This is a genomic window from Pseudarthrobacter niigatensis (assembly GCF_030812615.1).
In the GTDB taxonomy this organism is placed as follows: domain Bacteria; phylum Actinomycetota; class Actinomycetes; order Actinomycetales; family Micrococcaceae; genus Arthrobacter; species Arthrobacter niigatensis.
The window spans coordinates 82219-100394 of the sequence record NZ_JAUSTB010000010.1; the positions used below are offsets into that span (position 1 = coordinate 82219).

Annotated in this window: 20 protein-coding genes; 16 read left to right on the forward strand and 4 right to left on the reverse strand. The window is 68.8% G+C overall.

Features of this window, described 5'->3' with window-relative positions; genetic code table 11:
* Nucleotides 1-4 precede the first annotated feature (4 nt).
* Genes pcaG through J2T23_RS14750 form a run of 8 tightly spaced genes read left to right on the forward strand, consistent with a single transcriptional unit; the run spans nt 5 to nt 6697 of the window.
* On the forward strand, nt 5-559 hold the full coding sequence (pcaG, locus tag J2T23_RS14715; protein WP_141158896.1) for a protocatechuate 3,4-dioxygenase subunit alpha: 555 nt from the start codon (nt 5-7) through the stop codon (nt 557-559).
* The gene (locus J2T23_RS14720) at nt 556-2034 is read left to right on the forward strand and encodes a lyase family protein (RefSeq protein ID WP_307361106.1); all 1479 of its coding nucleotides are present in this window, start codon (nt 556-558) and stop codon (nt 2032-2034) included. Before pcaG ends, J2T23_RS14720 begins: the two co-directional genes overlap by 4 nt.
* Nucleotides 2027-2845, forward strand: coding sequence for an alpha/beta fold hydrolase (locus tag J2T23_RS14725; RefSeq protein WP_307361109.1), 819 nt, complete (start codon nt 2027-2029; stop codon nt 2843-2845). The genes J2T23_RS14720 and J2T23_RS14725 overlap by 8 nt, the downstream gene beginning before the upstream one ends.
* Nucleotides 2842-3282: a 4-carboxymuconolactone decarboxylase gene (gene pcaC / locus J2T23_RS14730; protein WP_307361111.1), complete on the forward strand. Its 441-nt coding sequence runs from the start codon at nt 2842-2844 to the stop codon at nt 3280-3282. Before J2T23_RS14725 ends, pcaC begins: the two co-directional genes overlap by 4 nt.
* Nucleotides 3279-4478, forward strand: a complete 1200-nt coding sequence (locus J2T23_RS14735) for a thiolase family protein (protein WP_307361114.1) — start codon at nt 3279-3281, stop codon at nt 4476-4478. The genes pcaC and J2T23_RS14735 overlap by 4 nt, the downstream gene beginning before the upstream one ends.
* Nucleotides 4478-5167, forward strand: a complete 690-nt coding sequence (locus J2T23_RS14740) for a 3-oxoacid CoA-transferase subunit A (protein WP_307361118.1) — start codon at nt 4478-4480, stop codon at nt 5165-5167. The genes J2T23_RS14735 and J2T23_RS14740 overlap by 1 nt, the downstream gene beginning before the upstream one ends.
* A gap of 1 nt (nt 5168) precedes the next feature.
* A complete protein-coding gene (locus J2T23_RS14745; RefSeq protein ID WP_307361120.1) occupies nt 5169-5873 on the forward strand; it encodes a 3-oxoacid CoA-transferase subunit B in 705 nt (234 codons plus the stop codon).
* An 11-nt stretch (nt 5874-5884) separates the two neighbouring features.
* On the forward strand, nt 5885-6697 hold the full coding sequence (locus tag J2T23_RS14750; RefSeq protein ID WP_141158903.1) for an IclR family transcriptional regulator domain-containing protein: 813 nt from the start codon (nt 5885-5887) through the stop codon (nt 6695-6697).
* Nucleotides 6698-6711: 14 nt separating this feature from the next.
* Here J2T23_RS14750 and ligK read toward each other — a convergent pair whose 3' ends face one another.
* Both ligK and J2T23_RS14760 read right to left on the reverse strand, forming a co-directional pair.
* A complete protein-coding gene (gene ligK, locus J2T23_RS14755) occupies nt 6712-7395 on the reverse strand; it encodes a 4-carboxy-4-hydroxy-2-oxoadipate aldolase/oxaloacetate decarboxylase (RefSeq protein WP_141158904.1) in 684 nt (227 codons plus the stop codon).
* Nucleotides 7396-7417: 22 nt separating this feature from the next.
* A complete protein-coding gene (locus J2T23_RS14760) occupies nt 7418-8443 on the reverse strand; it encodes an amidohydrolase family protein (protein ID WP_307361123.1) in 1026 nt (341 codons plus the stop codon).
* A 191-nt stretch (nt 8444-8634) separates the two neighbouring features.
* Between J2T23_RS14760 and J2T23_RS14765 the strand changes: the two genes are divergently transcribed.
* The 5 genes from J2T23_RS14765 (at nt 8635) to J2T23_RS14785 (ending at nt 13328) form a co-directional block, all read left to right on the forward strand.
* Nucleotides 8635-9291 carry a GntR family transcriptional regulator gene (locus J2T23_RS14765; protein ID WP_141158906.1) on the forward strand — a complete coding sequence of 219 codons (657 nt, stop codon included), beginning with the start codon at nt 8635-8637 and terminating at the stop codon, nt 9289-9291.
* Nucleotides 9292-9466: 175 nt separating this feature from the next.
* Nucleotides 9467-10645, forward strand: a complete 1179-nt coding sequence (locus tag J2T23_RS14770; RefSeq protein ID WP_307361126.1) for a Re/Si-specific NAD(P)(+) transhydrogenase subunit alpha — start codon at nt 9467-9469, stop codon at nt 10643-10645.
* A complete protein-coding gene (locus J2T23_RS14775; RefSeq protein ID WP_307361129.1) occupies nt 10645-10965 on the forward strand; it encodes an NAD(P) transhydrogenase subunit alpha part 2 in 321 nt (106 codons plus the stop codon). The genes J2T23_RS14770 and J2T23_RS14775 overlap by 1 nt, the downstream gene beginning before the upstream one ends.
* Entirely contained in the window at nt 10962-12335 is a 1374-nt protein-coding gene (locus J2T23_RS14780) for an NAD(P)(+) transhydrogenase (Re/Si-specific) subunit beta (protein WP_307361131.1), read from the forward strand. Before J2T23_RS14775 ends, J2T23_RS14780 begins: the two co-directional genes overlap by 4 nt.
* 72 nt (nt 12336-12407) lie before the next feature.
* Complete coding sequence (locus J2T23_RS14785; RefSeq protein ID WP_307361134.1) at nt 12408-13328, forward strand: diacylglycerol/lipid kinase family protein; 921 nt, start codon at nt 12408-12410, stop codon at nt 13326-13328.
* A 20-nt stretch (nt 13329-13348) separates the two neighbouring features.
* Here J2T23_RS14785 and J2T23_RS14790 read toward each other — a convergent pair whose 3' ends face one another.
* The gene (locus J2T23_RS14790) at nt 13349-14188 is read right to left on the reverse strand and encodes an ACT domain-containing protein (protein ID WP_307361137.1); all 840 of its coding nucleotides are present in this window, start codon (nt 14186-14188) and stop codon (nt 13349-13351) included.
* 158 nt (nt 14189-14346) lie between these two features.
* Between J2T23_RS14790 and J2T23_RS14795 the strand changes: the two genes are divergently transcribed.
* The 3 genes from J2T23_RS14795 (at nt 14347) to J2T23_RS14805 (ending at nt 17555) form a co-directional block, all read left to right on the forward strand.
* Nucleotides 14347-15423 (forward strand): FUSC family protein, encoded by a 1077-nt coding sequence (locus tag J2T23_RS14795; protein WP_307361253.1) that lies wholly within the window; start codon nt 14347-14349, stop codon nt 15421-15423.
* 70 nt (nt 15424-15493) lie between these two features.
* A complete protein-coding gene (locus J2T23_RS14800) occupies nt 15494-16237 on the forward strand; it encodes an IclR family transcriptional regulator (RefSeq protein WP_307361139.1) in 744 nt (247 codons plus the stop codon).
* A gap of 130 nt (nt 16238-16367) precedes the next feature.
* A complete protein-coding gene (locus J2T23_RS14805; protein WP_307361141.1) occupies nt 16368-17555 on the forward strand; it encodes a 4-hydroxybenzoate 3-monooxygenase in 1188 nt (395 codons plus the stop codon).
* 40 nt (nt 17556-17595) lie between these two features.
* Here J2T23_RS14805 and J2T23_RS14810 read toward each other — a convergent pair whose 3' ends face one another.
* The gene (locus J2T23_RS14810; protein WP_307361144.1) at nt 17596-18135 is read right to left on the reverse strand and encodes a TetR/AcrR family transcriptional regulator; all 540 of its coding nucleotides are present in this window, start codon (nt 18133-18135) and stop codon (nt 17596-17598) included.
* Nucleotides 18136-18176: the final 41 nt, after the last annotated feature.

The window sequence follows — 18176 nt, forward strand, 5'->3', positions numbered from 1 at the left end:
AAAGATGACCAAACTGGTACCCACCCCCGGCCAGACCGTGGGCCCGTTCTACGGCTACGCGCTCCCGTTCGAGAAGGACAACGAACTCCTGCCCCCCGGCTTCCCGGGCTCCATCCGCCTGCAGGGCACCGTCTATGACGGCGCCGGCCACACCATCCCGGACGCCATCCTGGAGATCTGGCAGCCGGACGCCGACGGCAAGGTTGTCCAGCGCACCGGCTCCCTGGTCCGCGACGGCTACACCTTCACCGGCTGGGGCCGCGGCGCCGTGGGCAACTCCGGCGTCTTCACCTTCACCACCGTCAACCCCGGCCCCACCAAGCCGGGTGCGGCCCCGTTCATTTCCGTGGCGCTCTTCGCCCGCGGCCTGACCAACCGGCTGTTCACCCGCATCTACCTGCCGGAGGACACCGAGGCACTGGCCAACGACCCGCTGCTGGGCTCCCTGGAGCCGGAGCGCCGCGAGACGCTCATTGCACGCCGCGACCCCGATGGGGGCCTCACCTGGGACATCCGCCTCCAGGGTGAGGGCGAGACGGTCTTCCTGGACTTCCAGTGACCCACGCCGCCGCTTTGGGAGACTTGCGCGCCTTCGCGGAAGAGGCCGACGCCGGCCTGCTCACCCCCGTCTCAGCGTCGCCGTTGGTGGCGGCGCTGACGGGGGACCGGGCAGTGCTGGCGGCCATCCTCGCCGTCGAGGCCGGCTGGGCCGCCGTGCTGGAACGGGCCGGGCTGGCACCTGCCGGTTCGGCCGCCGTCGTGGCCTCCGCTGCCGAGGCGGGGCGCTACGACCTTGCAGGCATAGCGCTGCGCGCCCAGGGCGGTGGCAACCCGGTGATCCCGCTGCTGGCCGACCTCCGGAAGAACGTGGCGGCGCTCGATGCCGCCGGAGTCGGTGCCACGAAGGCCGTGCACACCTCCCTGACCAGCCAGGACGTCCTGGACACGGCCCTGATGCTACTGGCCCGCAATACCGTCCACGCGGTGCTGGCGGACCTGAAAGGCACCACGACGGCGCTGGCGCACCTTGCTGGGCAGCATGCGGACACGCTGTGCGTGGGCAGGAGCCTGACGCAGCATTCGCTGCCGTACACCTTCGGGCTGCGGGCCGCGCAGTGGTTCCAGGGCGTGGCCGCCGCGGGGCGGCAACTGGAAAACCTGGAGTTCCCGGTCCAGTTCGGCGGGGCGGCGGGAACACTCGCCGCCGGAACCGTGCTGACGGATGGCTCCCAAGCCACGCCGTTCACCTTGGCCGACGCCCTGACGGACCAGCTGGGCCTGGCCCCGGCCACGGCTCCCTGGCACACCAACCGCCTGGCCATCACATCCCTGGGGCACGCGCTCGCATCCGTGCTGGACGCCTTTGGCAAGATCGCCGCCGACGTCCTGTTCCTGAGCCGGCCCGAGGTGGTTGAGGTCGCGGAGCCGCGGGCGGCCGGGCGGGGCGTGTCCTCGGCCATGCCGCAGAAGCAGAACCCTGTGCTGTCCGTCCTGGTCCGGAGCGCCGCGCTGCAGGCACCACAGCTGGCCGCCCAGCTGCACGTGGCCGCCGCCAACTTCAACGACGAACGCCCGGACGGCGCCTGGCATACCGAATGGCCGGCCCTCCGCCAGCTGCTGGCCCTGGCCCTCGGCGCCGCAGGCCATCTGCGGGAACTCGCCGAAGGGCTCCGGGTGTTCCCGGACGGCATGCGCCGGAACCTCGACCTGTCCGGCCCGCTGCTGCTGGCCGAAGGCGTCACCGCCGCCGTGGCTCCGCTGCTGGCGGAGCAGGACGGGCGCACCGGCAAGCAGCAGCTGCAGCACGTGGTGGACCGGACCCTTGAAGCACCTCCTTCGGAGCAGGCCGCCGCCTACCGCAAGCTGTTCCGCGAAGCCGTTCCCGCCGCCGTCGTCTCTGACGCCCGGCTGGAGGAACTCCTGGACCCCGCCAGCTACCTGGGCCAATCGGCGGAGATTACCCGCCGCATCCTCGCCGCCTACCCCGAATTTGATTCCACCACCACCGACGCGAATGGAGCTTCCCGTGGCTAAGCCGGCCTTGAAGGCAGCGCTGCTGTCCCCCCAACGTCCCCTGGGCGACCACCCCCTGATCGTGGCAGGGCCGTCCCTGGGCACCTCCACGATCCTGTGGAACAGGGTGGCGTCCCTGCTCGGCGGTGATTACGACGTGGTGGCCTGGGACCTCCCCGGCCACGGGGTTTCGCCGGCTGCCAGCGAAGGATTCGACGTCGCCGCGCTCGCTGACGCCGTGGTGGACCTGGTGGACTCCATCGCCCCCGGCGAAAACTTCCACTATGCCGGGGTTTCCCTGGGCGGCGCGGTGGGCCTCCAGCTGGGCATCAAGCACGGTGAACGGCTGAAGAGCCTCTCCGTACAGAACAGCGGCGCCAAGATCGGCACCCCCGAAGGCTGGCTGGAGCGCGCGGAAACCGTCCGCACGCAGGGCACGCCGGTCATGATCCAGGGGTCCGCCCAGCGCTGGTTCGCGCCCGGCTTCATGGACCGGGAACCCGAGTTCAGCAGCCGGCTCCTGCACGCCCTGCGCGACGCCGACCGCTTCAGCTACGCCTTCTGCTGCGAGGCGCTGGCCGCCTTCGACGTCCGGGAGGAACTGGGCAGCATCACCGTCCCCACCCAGGTCATCGCCGGGTCCCTGGACGGCGTCGCCACCCCCGCCATGGCCGAGGAAGTGGCAGGGGGTATCACCGCAGCGGGAGGCACTGCGACGGCGGTGACCGTGGAGGGCATCTCGCACCTGGCACCCGCGGAGGCCCCGGCCCACGTCGCGGACCTGATGCGCAGCCTGGCCACCTGGGCCGAATCACGGCGGGCCGCCAAGTGAGCGGCGCTGAGGGGAGCGGCCTGGAGCGCCATGGAGTGGTCCAGCCCGGTGCCACCAGCCAGGAAATCTACGACGGCGGCATGGTGGTCCGGCGCGAAGTGCTCGGCGACGCGCACGTGGACCGGGCCAACGCCAACAAAGATGAATTCACCGACGACTTCCAGGACATGATCACCCGCATCGCCTGGGGCGGAATCTGGACCCGGCCCGGCCTGACCCGCCAGATGCGCTCCGCGGTCACCATCACCGCCATGGTGGCGCACGGGCACTGGGAGGAGTTGGCCATGCACATCCGCGCCGCCCTCCGGAACGGCCTCAGCAGGGACGAGATCAAGGAAATCCTGCTGCAGACCGCCATCTACTGCGGAGTCCCCTCCGCCAACACCGCCTTCAAGACCGCCCAGCAGGTCTTTCGAGAAATGGATACCACCGTATGAACCAGGCTTTTGTGTACGACGCCGTGCGCACCCCCTTTGGCAAGTTCGGCTCGGGCCTCGCGGCCGTCCGTCCGGATGACCTTGCCGCGCACGTGATCAAGGAGTCCGTGCAGCGTGCCCCGGGACTCGATGTGGAGCGGATCGATGAGGTGGTGTTCGGCAACGCGAACGGCGCCGGTGAGGAGAACCGGAACATCGCGCGCATGGGCACGCTGCTGGCCGGGCTGCCGGTCTCCATCCCGGGCACCACGGTGAACCGGCTCTGCGGCTCGTCCCTGGACGCGGCGATCATCGCGTCCCGCCAGATCAACGCCGGCGACGCCGACCTGATGCTGGTGGGCGGGGCCGAGTCGATGTCCCGTGCCCCGTGGGTACTGCCGAAGACGGAGAAGCCGTACCCGGCCGGGGACATGACCCTGGCCTCCACGACGCTGGGCTGGCGGCTGGTGAACAAGGCGATGCCGAAGGAGTGGACCATCTCCCTGGGGGAGGCCACCGAGCGGCTCCGCGAGAAGTACGGCGTGACCCGGGAGGCGCAGGACGAGTTCGCCGCGGCCTCGCACAACCTGTCCGCCGCTGCCTGGGATGAAGGGTTCTACGACAACCTGGTCGCCCCCGTGCCCGGGACGGACCTGGTCCGGGACGAAGGCATCCGGGCGGGTTCGTCCGCCGAGAAACTCGCCGGGCTCAAAACCGTGTTCCGGGCGGAGGACGGCACGGTCACTGCGGGGAACGCGTCGCCGCTGTCCGACGGCGCCTCCGCGGCGTGGATCGGGTCCGAGGCGGCCGCCGGGCTGCTGGGGCTGGATCCGCTGGCCCGCATCGCCGGGCGCGGCGCGCACGCGAATGATCCGCAGTACTTCGGCTACGCCCCCGTCGAGGCCGCGAACAAGGCCCTCGAAAAGGCGGGCATCGGCTGGGAGCAGGTGGGCGCCGTCGAACTTAACGAAGCCTTCGCCGCGCAGTCCCTGGCGTGCATCAACGCCTGGGGGATTGACCACTCGATCGTGAACCGGCACGGCGGAGCGATCGCCATGGGGCACCCGCTGGGTGCTTCCGGGACCCGGATCCTGGGCACCTTGGCCCGGTCCCTGCAGGCCTCCGGCGAACGCTGGGGCGTCGCTGCGATCTGCATCGGCGTCGGCCAGGGCCTGGCCGTCGTGCTCGAAAACGTCACCGCTGGAAAGGACCAGTAATGCTGAACTTCGTAGATTCGGTCCAGGACGCCGTGGCCGGCATCAAGGACGGCTCCACCGTGATGATCGGCGGGTTCGGCAACGCCGGCCAGCCGTTCGAACTGATCGATGCGCTGCTGGAGTGCGGCGCCACGGACCTGACCGTGGTGAACAACAACGCGGGCCAGGGTGACCAGGGCCTGGCCCTGCTGATCAAGGAGGGCCGGGTGAAGAAGATGATCTGCTCCTTCCCGCGGCAGTCCGACTCGTGGCACTTCGACGCCAAGTACAAGGCCGGCGAGATTGAACTGGAGCTGGTGCCGCAGGGCAACCTCGCCGAACGCATCCGCGCCGCCGGCGCCGGCATCGGCGGGTTCTTCACCCCCACCGGGTACGGCACCATGCTGGCCGAGGGCAAGGAAACCCGCATCATTAACGGCCGCGGGCAGGTTTTCGAAACCCCCATCCACGCCGATGTGGCCCTGATCAAGGCCCTGAAGGCGGACGGGAAGGGTAACCTGGTGTACCGCAAGACGGCCCGGAACTTCGGCCCCATCATGGCCGCCGCGGCGAAGCACACCATCGTCCAGGTGTCCGAGATCGTCCCCACCGGGGGGCTGGACCCGGAAAACGTGGTCACCCCGGGGATCTACGTCAACAGCATCGTCAAAGTTGCCGGCAGCGGCAACGCAGCAGAAAAGGCGGCCTGACATGAGCGTGCAGTCCAACGAAAAGTCCCTCCAGACCTCCGCCACACCCTTGGGCCGCGATGACCTGGCCCGCCTGGTGGCCAGGGACATCGCGCCCGGGTCCTTCGTAAACCTGGGCATCGGCCAGCCCACCCTGGTGTCCAACTACCTCACCGAGGAACAGAACATCACCCTTCACACGGAAAACGGGATGCTCGGCATGGGCCCGGAAGCCAAGGGCGGGGAGATCGACGAGGACCTGATCAACGCCGGCAAGATCCCCGTCACCGAACTGCCCGGCGCATCCTACTTCCACCACGCGGACTCGTTCGCGATCATGCGCGGCGGCCACCTGGACATCTGCGTCCTGGGTGCTTTCCAGGTTTCCGCCACCGGGGACCTGGCGAACTGGCACACCGGGGCACCCGGGGCGATTCCCGCCGTCGGCGGTGCCATGGACTTGGCAACCGGCGCCAAGGACGTCTTCGTCATGATGACCCTCCTGACCCGCGACGGCGCCTCAAAGATCGTGGACGCCTGCACCTACCCGGTCACCGGCGTCGGCTGCGTCACCCGCGTCTACACGGACAAGGGAGTGTTCCTCACCGGCCCGGACGGCGTCACCGTCCGCGAAACCTTCGGCTGCACCCTCGAGGAACTCCAGGAACTTGTCCCGGTCCCGCTCAAGGCCGCACCCGCCGAACGCCAGGACCCGCGCGCATCCTAGGATTGGTAACCATGACCGACGCCGCAGGTACCGACACCAGGCCCGCCCCGCAGGCCGGCGACCAGTATGTCCAGTCGCTGGCCCGGGGGCTGGCGGTAATCCGTGCCTTCGACGCCGACCGTCCGGTCATGACGCTCACCGAGGTCGCCTCCCGCACCGGCCTGACACGGGCCACGGCGCGCCGCTTCCTGCACACGCTGGTGGAGCTCGGCTACGTGCGGACCGACGGCAAGACCTTTGCGCTGACCGCCAAGGTCCTCCAGCTGGGGTACGCGTACCTTTCGGGGCTGTCGCTGCCGCAGCTGGCACAGCCGCACCTGGAGGAACTGTCCCTCAAGCTGGGCGAATCCACGTCCGCGGCGGTGCTGGACGGAACGGACATCGCCTACATTGCGCGGGTGACCAGCCGCCGGATCATGACTGTTGGCATCACCGTGGGTACCAGGTTCCCCGCCTATGCCACCTCGATGGGGCGGGTGCTGCTGGCCTACCTGCCGCCCGCTGACCTGAAGGCCTACCTCGCGTCCGCCGAGGTCAGGCCGCTCACTCCGCGCGCCCTGGGCTCCGTGGACCAGTTGGTGGCGGTGCTGGACAGAGTCCGGGCCCAGGGCTGGTGCCTGCTGAACCAGGAACTGGAGCTGGGCCTGATGTCCGTGGCCGCGCCGGTGTATGACGGAGCCAAGGTGGTGGCGGCCGTGAACGTGTCGCTGCAGGCCCAGTCCGTGGAGGCCAAACCGGACCCACAGGCGTACTTGGCATCGGTGGCACAGGAGATCGTTGCCACCGCCAAGCTGATTTCCGCCGACCTTACCGCCCGGGGATAACGGGAGCCCGGGCTTCAGTCCACGTACCGCAGTCCGGCTTCCGCCAGCGGTCCGCGCATGCTGTAGATGTCGAGCCCCAGTTCCCCGCTGGCAAAACGCCCACGCTTGGCTTTCTCGTTGTCTTCGCGTTTCCGCGCGGCTTCCGCAACGTCGGCGGCGCGGGAGGCGGGGACCACTGCCACGCCGTCGACGTCGGCAATCACCACGTCCCCGGGGTTCACCAGTGCGTTGGCGCAGACCACCGGGATGTTCACTGAGCCGAGGGTGGCCTTGACGGTGCCCTTTGAGTTGATGGCCCGGCTGAACACGGGAAAGTCCATGGCCTGGAGGGCTGCCACATCGCGGCAGCCGCCATCAATGACCAGGCCGGCTGCGCCCCGGGCCCGGAGCGATGTTGCCAGCAGTTCGCCAAAGAAGCCGTCCTCGCACTCGGTGGTGCAGCCGGCCACCACCACGTCACCGGGCCGGACCTGTTCGGCCGCAACATGCAGCATCCAGTTGTCGCCGGGCTGGAGCAGGACGGTCACGGCGGTGCCGCACAGGGTGGCAGCGGGGTAGGCGGGGCGGATGTAGGGGCGCATGAGGCCCAGCCTGCCCATGGCTTCATGGACCGTGCTGACGCCGAAGGCGGAGAGGGCCTTGACGGCGTCCTCCGGTGCGCGGGTGATGTTGGTATGGACTACCCCAAGTTCCTGCATCGTGGCTCCCTTCGACGGCGTCTCACCTGCCCTGCCGCTTGAGCAGGGCGTCAAGGCGCGGATAGACGGTACGTGCGTTGTGTTCGTGGATGGCGCCGAGTTCGGCCTCGTCGAGGCCGGCGGCGTCGATGTAGCGTGCCGTGTCGTCGAAAGGGTGGCCCGTCCACGGATCGATGTCCCGGACCGCGCCGATCATTTCGGAGGCAAAGAGGATGTTCTGCGTGGGGATGACTTCCAGCAGGAGGTCGATTCCGGGCTGGTGGTACACGCAGGTGTCGAAGAAGACATTTCCCAGCAGGTGCTCTTCCAGCGTGGGCTTGCCCAGGGCCATGGCAAGCCCACGGAAGCGCCCCCAGTGGTAGGGCACTGCGCCGCCGCCATGGGGAATGATGAGCTTCAGGGTGGGGAAGTCCTTGAACAGGTCCCCCTGGATGAGCTGCATGAAAGCGGTGGTGTCCGCATTGAGGTAGTGCGCGCCGGTGGTGTGGAAGGCGGGGTTGATGCTGGTGCTGACGTGGACCATGGCAGGGACGCCGTACTCCACCATCTTCTCGTAGACGGGATACCAGTACCGGTCCGTCAGGGGCGGGGCAGTCCAGTGGCCGCCGGACGGGTCGGGGTTCAGGTTCAGCGCCACCGCCCCGTATTCCTCCACGCAGCGGGTGAGCTCGGGGAGGCAGGTTGCGGGGTCCACGCCGGGGGACTGGGGGAGCATGGCGGCCGGGACGAACCTCCCGGGGTAGAGCCGGCTGACCCGGTGGCAGAGTTCGTTGCAGATGGCAGCCCACTCCGCCGAGGTTGCGAAGGAACCGACATGGTGCGCCATGAAGGACGCGCGCGGTGAGAAGACGGTGAGGTCGATGCCGCGTTCGTCCATGAGCCGCAGCTGGTTCGCCTCGATGCTTTCGCGCAGGTCGTCGTCGGAAATGGACAGGTCGGTGCGGGACGGCGCCAGTGAAGGATCCTCCAGGGCCGCCACCTGCCGGTCACGCCACAACCCGAGGGCGGCCGGGGCCGTGGTGTAGTGGCCGTGGATGTCAATAATCATCGCGCATGCTCCTGGCAGGGGCGCCTGCCAAACGGCGCCGTTCTAACTCGATAACCGCACATGCAAATGTTGTCAGCAATATAGCTAACAATCAATGGTTTCCGGGGCCCAGGCGGACAAGTCTGGAGTACGCTGAATCCGGAAAATCGTCAGCAAATGTGGCAACCGGCCGAGCAGGGAGATGGTGGGCAGTGGAAACCGTGGATGGAACGGGCCGGGCCCTCACGGCTGCCGAGCTCGCGGAGCTGCTGCGCACCGCCATCGTCAGCGGTGAGCTGGTTCCCAACCAGCGCCTGGTGGAAGGTGACCTCGCTGCCGAGTACGGAGCAAGCCGGGGGAACATCAGGGTGGCCCTCTCCGAGTTGAGCGTGGAAGGCCTGGTGGAACGCGTCCAGAACCGCGGCGCCAGGGTGCGGGCCGTCTCAGTGGACGAGGCCGTTGAAATCACCGAGGTGCGGGCTGCGCTGGAGGCGTTGTGTGCCCGCAAAGCCGCGGAACGGGCCACCGAGAGTGACATTGCGGAGCTGCAGGAGCTGGCCGCCCGGATGCAGGGCGCCGTGGACCGCGGAGACCGTGAGTCCTACTCGGAAGGCAACCAGGCGATGCACGAAAAGATCATTGCCATGAGTGCGCAGAAGACCGCCGCGGCCACCATCCAGCGCCTGCGCGGACAGGCGGTCCGCTTCCAGTTCCGCCTGGCGCGCCAGCCGGGGCGCCCGGCCGTCTCGCTCCCGCAGCACCTTGCCGTCATTGATGCCGTCTGCGCGCATGATGCCGATGCCGCCGCCGAGGCCATGCGGGTCCACCTGGAAAGCGTGGCGGACGCCATCCGCGCCAGCAACAAGTAACCCGCAGCCGGTCTGGCCAGGGGCCGCCGCAGCATGGGAGGCGCGGCCTGACAGGCGAATCGTTACCCACAACCTCCCCGCCGGCTACTCCCGCCGCGGGCCGCCGCGCTCTAGACTCAAGCCAACTGCGTGCAGCAGAGCCGCTGCACAGCTCGTCAGGAAGAGGAGTCGGCGGGTGAAACTGGGGATTCCGCGGGAACGCAGGGAGGGCGAGCGGCGCGTCGCCGCCACTCCTGATACCGTCAGGCAGCTGGTGGCGATGGGACTGGACGTCCTGGTGGAAACCGGGGCGGGGGACGGCGCCGGGCATGCCGATGCGGGGTATCAGCAGGCCGGTGCCACCATCGTCCCCGTACTGGACACAACGGCCCTGGATGTCCTGGCCCATGTCCGGCCCCTTGACCCGAACACCGCCGCGTCCCTGCACAAGGGAGCCGTCACGGTGGGGCTCGCGTCGCCGTCGTCCGACCTGCCCGCGGTCCAGGCGCTCGCTGATAACGCGGTGACCTCGTTCGCCCTGGAACTGGTGCCCCGCATCTCCCGCGCCCAGTCCATGGACGCCCTGACCTCCCAGGCCCTGGTGGCCGGCTACCGGTGCGTCCTGGAGGCCGCCATCAGGCTGCCCCGGTTCTTCCCGCTCTACATGACCGCGGCAGGGACCATCCCGCCCGCCCGCGTCCTGGTGCTTGGCGCCGGCGTGGCAGGGCTGCAGGCGATAGGCACCGCCAAACGGCTGGGTGCGCGCGTCTTCGCGAACGACATCCGCCCTGCCTCCGCCGACGAGGTCGCGTCCATGGGCGGCACCTTCATCCGGCTGGACCTGGAGACTGCTGAAGCGGCCGGGGGCTACGCACGGCAACTGAGTTCCGATGCCGGCACCCGGCAGCGGCAGCTGCTGGCACCCCACGTGGCGGAGTCGGACGTCCTGATTACGACGGCGGCGGTTCCCGGGCGCCCGGCGCCCCTCCTGGTGACCCGCGAGATGGTGCAGGGCATGCGCCCGGGATCGGTCGTCGTCGACCTCGCCGCCGAGTCCGGCGGCAACGTGGAAGGCTCCGTGCCCGGCCGGGACATCCCCATACCCACCGCCGACGGAACCGGGCACATCACCCTGGTCGGCTTGAAGGATCCGGCCTCCGCGATGGCGTCGGACGCCTCCCGCCTGTACGCCAAGAACGTGGCCAACCTGCTGGCACTCCTGGTCCACGACGGGCACCTCACGCTGGATTTCGGGGACGAAGTGGTGGACGGTGCGTGCCTCACCCACGCCGGGGAAGTGCGGCACCGGCCCACCGCGGACCTGCTCGCGGCCCGGACGGCCACGGCAGCGGCCGGGCAGGAAGGAACACGCTGATGGATGGAATCGCCCTGCTGACCATCACCGTGCTGGCGGTGTTCGTTGGCTTCGAGGTGGTCTCCAAGGTCTCCAGCACCCTGCACACGCCGTTGATGTCCGGCGCCAACGCCATCCACGGGATCATCCTGGTAGGGGCCATCATCGTCGCCGGCCAGGCGAACGATCCGTGGGTTCTCGCGGTGGCGCTCCTCGCCGTCGTCCTCGCCACCGCCAACCTGGTGGGCGGGTTCGTGGTGACGGACCGGATGCTGCACATGTTCCATGCCAAGAAGGATCCGGTCAAGGCAGGCGCCCAGCCCAAGGCAGGCAGTAAATGAGCCTCCTCGACCCCGTCTGGACCTCACTGCTCTACCTCGCCGCCGCGGTCTGCTTCATCCTGGCCCTGCGCGGACTCAGTTCCCCCCGTACGGCACGCCGCGGAAACCTGGTGGGGGCACTTGGGGCGCTGATCGCCGTCGTCACCGTCTTCCTGTCCGCCCGGCTGGAGAACATCCCCTGGATCCTGGCCGCCATCGCCGTGGGTTCCGCGGTGGCGGCACCCGTGGCGCGGCGGGTGAAAATGACGCAGATGCCGCAGCTCGTGGCCCTGTTCAACGGGGTGGGCGGCGGTGCTGCCGCCCTGGTGGCGCTCCTCGAGCTGGGCCATGCGGGGGAACCGTGGGTCCGCGTGGCCATCGTTTTCACGCTCCTGGTGGGTGCGGTGTCCTTCGCCGGTTCCGGGATCACGTTCGCCAAGCTGCAGGAGCTGATGACCACCCGGCCCGTGGTGTTCCCCGGGCTGCCCGCGGTGATGTCGGTGGTGCTGCTGGCGGCGGTGGCTTCCGGCGTCGCCGTCGTCGTTTCCGGGTCGTTGCCCCTTGCGGTCCTGCTGCTGGTCCTGGGCCTTGCCGCGGGCGTCCTGCTGGTGCTGCCCGTGGGCGGCGCGGACGTGCCCATCGTCATCTCGCTGCTCAACGCCTTCACCGGCCTGGCCGTCGCGGCGTCCGGCTTGGTGCTCGGCAACGTCCTGCTGGTGGTGGCCGGCACGCTGGTGGGCGCCTCGGGCACCATCCTCACCCGGGCCATGGCGGCGGCCATGGGCCGGAGCGTGGCGGGCATCCTGTTCGGCGCTTTCCGGGGAGGTTCGACGGCGGGGTCCACGGCCGTGAGCGAACGTCCGGTCCGGTCGTCCTCGGCTGAAGACGTGGCGGTGCTGCTGGGGTATGCCCAGCGCGTGATCATCGTCCCCGGCTACGGGCTGGCGGTGGCGCAGGGCCAGCATACTGCCGCCGAGTTGGCGCTGGCCCTGGAGGCCCGAGGGATCGAAGTGGACTTTGCCATCCATCCCGTGGCCGGCCGGATGCCCGGACACATGAATGTGCTCCTGGCCGAAGCCAACGTTCCGTACGAGTCGCTCAAGGAAATGGGCGAGATCAACCCGCAGTTCAAAACCACCGATGTGGCCCTGGTGGTGGGTGCCAACGACGTGGTGAACCCGGCCGCCAAGACGTCCTCCGGGTCCCCGATTTACGGCATGCCCATCCTGGAAGTGGCCGACGCGCGGCAGGTGGTCTTCCTTAAGCGCTCCATGCGCCCGGGCTTCGCCGGCATCGAAAACGACCTGCTGTACGAGCCACAGACATCCCTGCTGTTCGGCGACGCCAAGGACTCCCTGGCCCAGGTGCTGGGCGCGGTCAAGGCACTGTAGGCGGGGAACGGCCCCCGCGGCGGGTTACCCTTCTCTCAGAAGCTTGCTTTCCATCCGCCATCAGAGGACGCCATGACTGACATCAGCTCCACTTCGCCCAAACGTGCCGCCATCATCGTCAATCCCGCCAAGCCGGTGGACATCGACGTGCGCGGGCTGGTGGCCAAGCACTGCGTGGAAAACGGCTGGGGCGAGGCCATTTGGCTGGAAACCACCAAGGAGGATCCCGGGGTCGGGCAGGCGAAGGAAGCGCTGGCCCAGGGTGCGGACATCGTTATCGCTGCCGGCGGTGACGGTACCGTACGCTGCGTCGCGGAGGTCCTGGCCGGCGGGGACACCCCCATGGGCCTGCTGCCGCTGGGCACCGGCAACCTGTTGGCCCGGAACCTCGGCCTGGACGTGACCGATTACGACGCCGCCATGGCCGGGGCCCTGATTGGTACCGAACGGAAGATCGACGTTGTCCGTGCCCGGCGCAGCGACCCGGACAAGGAGCAGGTGTTCCTGGTCATGGCCGGCGTGGGATATGACGCCACCATCATGGCGGACACCAATGAGGACCTGAAGGACAAGGTGGGCTGGCTGGCCTACGTTGACGCCGGCATCCGTAACCTGCCCGGCAAGCCGATCAAGGCGACCGTGGTGATCGACGGCAAGGACGTGGTGCACCGCGGGGTCCGCAGCGTGATGGTGGGCAACTGCGGCAAGGTCCAGGGCGGCCTGGAAATCTTCCCCGATGCCAAGGTCGACGACGGACTGCTGGACATTGCCGTGCTGGCACCCCACCACGGCAAGCTGGGTTGGCTGTCCGTGCTGGCCGGCATCATCGGCCGGGGCAAGAACAGGGACACCGCCGTGGAGTACTTCCAGGGCAAGACCGTCGAGATCACCCTCGAGCACAACGACGACTACCAGCTGGACGGCGACCACGAAGGCGAGGGCAAGCACGTCCTGATGACCATGGAGCCCGGAGCCCTGACCCTGCGGATGTAGGGACTGCGGACGGAGGCCCGTTACGCGCGGGGTCCCTCCGTCCGCCGGTGCGAGAGGATCTCGGCAAGCTCCGCCAGGCGGTGCGCCCGGGCCGATTCGGCCGGGGTGAACGGCTCGCCGGGCCGGGTGAAGGTGATGGGACCGTGCCACGCCGTGGGGATCTTAAGCCGGGTCCCGTCGTCGGACCCTTTGGTGCCGGCGTCCGACGGCGGCACGATGCCCGCGTGCAGCAGCTCGGCCACCGCCAGGGGCAGTTCGTCCGGAGCGGCAGCGATCCTTGCCGCCAGGCTCAGCGCCCTGGTCTGTCCGTCTGCCATGGCCAGTGCGGTGGTGGGCCAGACGTGCGAGTGGCTCCCGCCGCCGTCGGACAGCGCTGCAAGCAATTCACGCTCACCCACGGTGCCCGGGGCCGAGAGCACGAACTCATCCAGGACCCCGCCCGGTGCCGGGTGGACGTGGATGCCAAGGATGTTCGCATCCAGCCTGGCCAAAGCGCGCGTGATCCGCTGCAGCGACCCGGGCTGGTCCCGGAGCAGCGTCCGCGCCCGCCACAGCGACGGTGCCGCTGCCAGCCGCCGGCGGTGACGCAGTGCCGGGGCGTGCAGCCAGCTGCGAAGGACCCGGGCGGCGGACGGCTCGGCCACCCAGATCACCAGGACCGTGGCGGTGAGGGTCAGCACCAGCACCTTGGCCACGTAAGGAAGGTGGGCTTCCACCACGAGCGCGTGGACCAGAAGCTCGATGGGCAGCATCGCAGCGACATTGGCCAAGGTCAGCCGGGCCTTGTGCGGTTCCGGCATCCGGCCGCAGACTTCGCAGCTCAATTCAGCGGCAGGCGCATTGCGCGGAGGGCGGTTCATGACTCAAGCATCAGCGGGCGCTGTTTCCGCCGCATTGCCTCCTGATTCCATTCATGGGAACGTGTTGGCCGGTTTCTGAGGCCTCCGGCGTAGGATTTACCAGGAACGTCAGCGCGGCCGCCACCCCGGAATCCACCCCCAAGGAAGGCGCTGCCCCCGTGAAGATGCTTGCTGAAATGTTCAGCATTGCCCCCGGCAACAAAGACCACCACCCGGCCATCAGGTGCGCCGTCGGCGTCTTTGTCCCCCTGATTACCCTGGTGCTGCTGGGCAGGCTGGACCTGGCGATCTTCGCGTCGTTCGGAGCTTTCACTGGAATCTACGGCCGCGGCGAGCCGCACGCCGTCCGCTTCATGCTGCAGCTGCGGGCCGGACTGCTGATGCTGCTGGTCATCTTCCTGGCCGCCCTCGCGGCCCGGATGGGTCCTGCCCTGGGCCTGGATACCTCCGCGCACACATGGCTGCTGGTCCTGGCCACCACCGTGGTGGCGGGCGCCTGCTCGGTGGCGATTTCCTGGCTCCGGCTGCGCCCGGCAGGCTCCCTCTTCCACATTTTCGCGTTCGCCGCCATCGCCTCCATTCCCAACCAGCCGCCGCTGTGGGAAGGCATGCTGGTTGCGGTCCTCACCACCATGTTCGCGTTGCTCGTCGGCTTCTCGTCAAGGATCCTTCCCACCCACCGCACCCCCTGGACCAGGCCTCCCCGCATCCGTCGCACCCCCGCAGAGAAGCGGACGGCGTGGCTTGAGGGCTTCGGCTACCTGGTGGCGGCCGGCCTGGCCGGGTCGTTGGCCACGTGGGCAGGAAGCCGGCTCGGCTTCGGCCACAACTACTGGGCCATGGTGGCCGCCGTGGTTCCCCTCGTGGGCCACAGCACCAGGCACCGGGTGCGCCGGGGCATCCAAAGGATCATCGGGACCGTGCTGGGCCTGCTGGTCCTGGCTGCCGTCCTGCTGGTGGGCCTGCAGCCCTGGCAGACGGTGCTGGTCATGGCGCTCTGCCAGTTCGGCGCCGAGCTGTTCATTATCCGCCAGTACCTTTTGGCCCAGGTGTTCGTCACGCCGCTGGCGCTGGTGTCGACGCTCCTGGTGGTCCCCGCCTCGGCCTCCATCCTGTTGCGCGACCGCATCGTCGAGACCGTCATTGGCGCCGCCGTCGGCATCGTGGTGGTGCTGGCCCCCGGGGCGTGGCGCCGGCTGCGGGCCGGTGCGGAAAGGGCCGGGACGCCGGCCTGACCGGCTCCCGCTGCAGTCCGCCGCCCGGCCGCGGTACGCTGGACTTCCCGTTCAACGGAAGGCGGCGGCAGTGGCGAACTCAACTTCGGGCGATTCGGTAGTGGACCGGATTGTGCGGCTGATCTCCGCCTTCCCGCAGGACGTTGCCGATCTCCGGTTGTCGGAGCTCGCCGAGCGTGCAGGCCTCCCACTGACGACGGCGCACCGGCTGGTGGGCCAACTGGCCGGCCACGGGCTGCTGGAGACCGCCCCCGGCGGTATCGTCCGCCCGGGCCTCCGGCTTTGGGAACTGGTGAACCGCGCCTCGCCTGCCCTGGCGCTGCGCCAGGCGGCCATGCCGTTCATGGAGGACATCCAGCAGGTCCTGAACCAGAACGTGAACCTGGCTGTACTGGACGGCTGGGAGGCGCTGTTCGTGGAACGCCTCTCCCGCCGCGGGTCGGTGGCCAACCGGGCCCAGGTGGCCGGCAGGATGCCCATCCACATATCGTCCGCCGGACTGGCGCTCATGGCCCACCAGAACAGGACCCTCCAGCATGAATACCTCGCCCAGTTCCAGGATCCCTACGGCAAGCTGGTTGCCGACGACGTCCGTACGCTGCTCGCCGATACCTCGCGGCAGGGCTTCGCCCAACTCAAAGGCGTGGTTGATCCGGACACGTGGGGCATCGCCGTGCCCGTCCTGAACCGCCGCCAGCGCGCGGTGGCATCCCTGGGCGTCGTGGTTCCCCTGCGGGAAATGCGGCTGCAGGCGCTGGTTCCGGCGCTGCAGACGGCTGCCCGCGGGATTGCGAGGGGCCTGGCCGAGGCCTGACCCACGGCCCCGGAGCTGCCCTAGAATCCGTTGAACGGAATCTCTGTAACGCCGGTCACCCGCCCTGCTGCACACTGAAAGCCAGGCATCCATCCGCCCTCCCGGGCCCGCAACGAAGCGAGACGCAGCCATGGCACGAAAAGTCATCACCACCCAGGTAGCCATCATGGGAGGCGGCCCGGCGGGCCTGATGCTCTCCCATTTGCTGGCCAAGGCCGGCATCGAGTCCACGGTGGTCGAGATCCGCAGCCACGAGGAAATCGCCCACACCGTCCGTGCCGGCATCCTGGAGCACGGAACCGTCAACCTGCTGGTGGACAGCGGTGTCTCCGACCGGGTGCTGCGCGACGGCGACCGGCACGACGGCATCGAGCTGCGCTTCAACAACGAGAGCCACCGCATCGACTTCAAGGACCTCGTAGGCGAGTCCGTATGGCTGTACCCGCAGACGGACGTCTTCCTGGACCTCGCCGCGCGCAGGAAGGACGACGGCGGCGATGTCCGCTACAGCGTCACCGACACCACCGTCCACGACCTGGAGGGCAAGCCGAAGGTCTGGTTCACCGATGCCGACGGCGTCGAGTTCGAGGTCCAGGCCGATTTCCTGGTGGGCGCGGACGGCTCGCGCAGCCACTGCCGGTTCCAGATCCCGGAGGCCAACCGCAAGTGGTACTTCCACGAATACCCCTTCGCGTGGTTCGGCATCCTGGCCGAGGCGCCGCGCAGCTCCGACGAACTGATCTACGCCAACTCGGCCAACGGCTTCGCCCTGATCAGCCAGCGCACCGAGACGGTCCAGCGGATGTACTTCCAGTGCGATCCCAAGGAGAACGTGGCGGAATGGGATGACGACAGGATCTGGGCGGAATTCCGCAGCCGCGTCAACGGCAACGGCTTCGAGCTCAAGGAAGGCCCTGTCCTGGAAAAGATGGTGCTGCCCTTCCGGAGCTTCGTCCACACTCCCATGCGCCACGGCAACCTGTTCCTGGCCGGGGATGCTGCGCACACCGTGCCGCCCACCGGTGCCAAGGGCCTGAACCTGGCCATCAATGATGTCAAGTTCCTTTTCGAGGGCCTGGACAGCCACTACAACTCCGGTTCGGACCGGCTCCTGGAGACCTACAGCGACCGCGCCCTGGACCGGGTGTGGAAGGCCCAGCAGTTCTCCTACTGGATGACCACCATGCTGCACACCCCGGCCGACGCGGACGATTTCTCCCGCGCCCGCCAGCTCGGCGAACTGAACTCCGTGGTCTCCTCCCGCCACGGCAGGGCCTACCTGGCTGAGGCGTACACGGGCTGGCCCGCTTCGGCCTAAGGATGCCGGGAACGTACGACGGCGGCCGGCCGGGCAGCGTTCAATTGCCCACCAGCCGCCGGACGGCGGCCGCGATGGCGGCAGCGTCGGGCTGCTCGTCCCGCCTGACGGTGAGCAGGTGAAGCAGCACCCCGTCGCCGTAGTCGGCCACGTCCCGGGCCCGGGCCTGCGAATCCGGGACACCCAGCGCGGCCAGCGCATGTTCCAGGCCGCCCACCAGCTGGAAGTGGCCCGCCGTTACGGACTCCGGTTTGTCCAGGGAAAGTGCCAGCCGGGCCCGGGTCAGGCCGGCATGCCGGCCGGCAAGCATTACCACCATGGAGGCGAGCTGGCTTGCCAGTTCGCCCGCATCCTTCGGCGGACCGGCAGATCCCTGCTCCCGGAGGAGCGCGGCGTCCAGTTCAAGCAGGCGGTCCAGTACGGCGTCAACCAGGGCAGCGCGGTTGCGGTAGTAGTTGGACGTAGTGCCTTCCGACAGGCCCGCGGCGGTGTCCACGGCCCGGTGGGTGAGGCCCTTCATGCCCTTGTCCGCCACTACGTCCAGGGCGGCGTCGAGCAACTGGGTACGTCGGTCCGGCATGCGTTCAGTGTAATCGGGCCCCTTCCAGCTCACTACAAAAG

Coding starts and splice junctions, on each gene's coding strand:
- J2T23_RS14785 (WP_307361134.1), top strand. CDS start 12,408: ATGACTGACATCAGCTCCACTTCGCCCAAACGTGCCGCCATCATCGTC.
- ligK (WP_141158904.1), bottom strand. CDS start 7,395: ATGCAGGAACTTGGGGTAGTCCATACCAACATCACCCGCGCACCGGAG.
- J2T23_RS14740 (WP_307361118.1), top strand. CDS start 4,478: ATGCTGAACTTCGTAGATTCGGTCCAGGACGCCGTGGCCGGCATCAAG.
- J2T23_RS14735 (WP_307361114.1), top strand. CDS start 3,279: ATGAACCAGGCTTTTGTGTACGACGCCGTGCGCACCCCCTTTGGCAAG.
- J2T23_RS14760 (WP_307361123.1), bottom strand. CDS start 8,443: ATGATTATTGACATCCACGGCCACTACACCACGGCCCCGGCCGCCCTC.
- J2T23_RS14745 (WP_307361120.1), top strand. CDS start 5,169: ATGAGCGTGCAGTCCAACGAAAAGTCCCTCCAGACCTCCGCCACACCC.
- pcaG (WP_141158896.1), top strand. CDS start 5: ATGACCAAACTGGTACCCACCCCCGGCCAGACCGTGGGCCCGTTCTAC.
- J2T23_RS14790 (WP_307361137.1), bottom strand. CDS start 14,188: ATGAACCGCCCTCCGCGCAATGCGCCTGCCGCTGAATTGAGCTGCGAA.
- J2T23_RS14810 (WP_307361144.1), bottom strand. CDS start 18,135: ATGCCGGACCGACGTACCCAGTTGCTCGACGCCGCCCTGGACGTAGTG.
- J2T23_RS14780 (WP_307361131.1), top strand. CDS start 10,962: ATGAGCCTCCTCGACCCCGTCTGGACCTCACTGCTCTACCTCGCCGCC.
- J2T23_RS14805 (WP_307361141.1), top strand. CDS start 16,368: ATGGCACGAAAAGTCATCACCACCCAGGTAGCCATCATGGGAGGCGGC.
- J2T23_RS14775 (WP_307361129.1), top strand. CDS start 10,645: ATGGATGGAATCGCCCTGCTGACCATCACCGTGCTGGCGGTGTTCGTT.
- J2T23_RS14750 (WP_141158903.1), top strand. CDS start 5,885: ATGACCGACGCCGCAGGTACCGACACCAGGCCCGCCCCGCAGGCCGGC.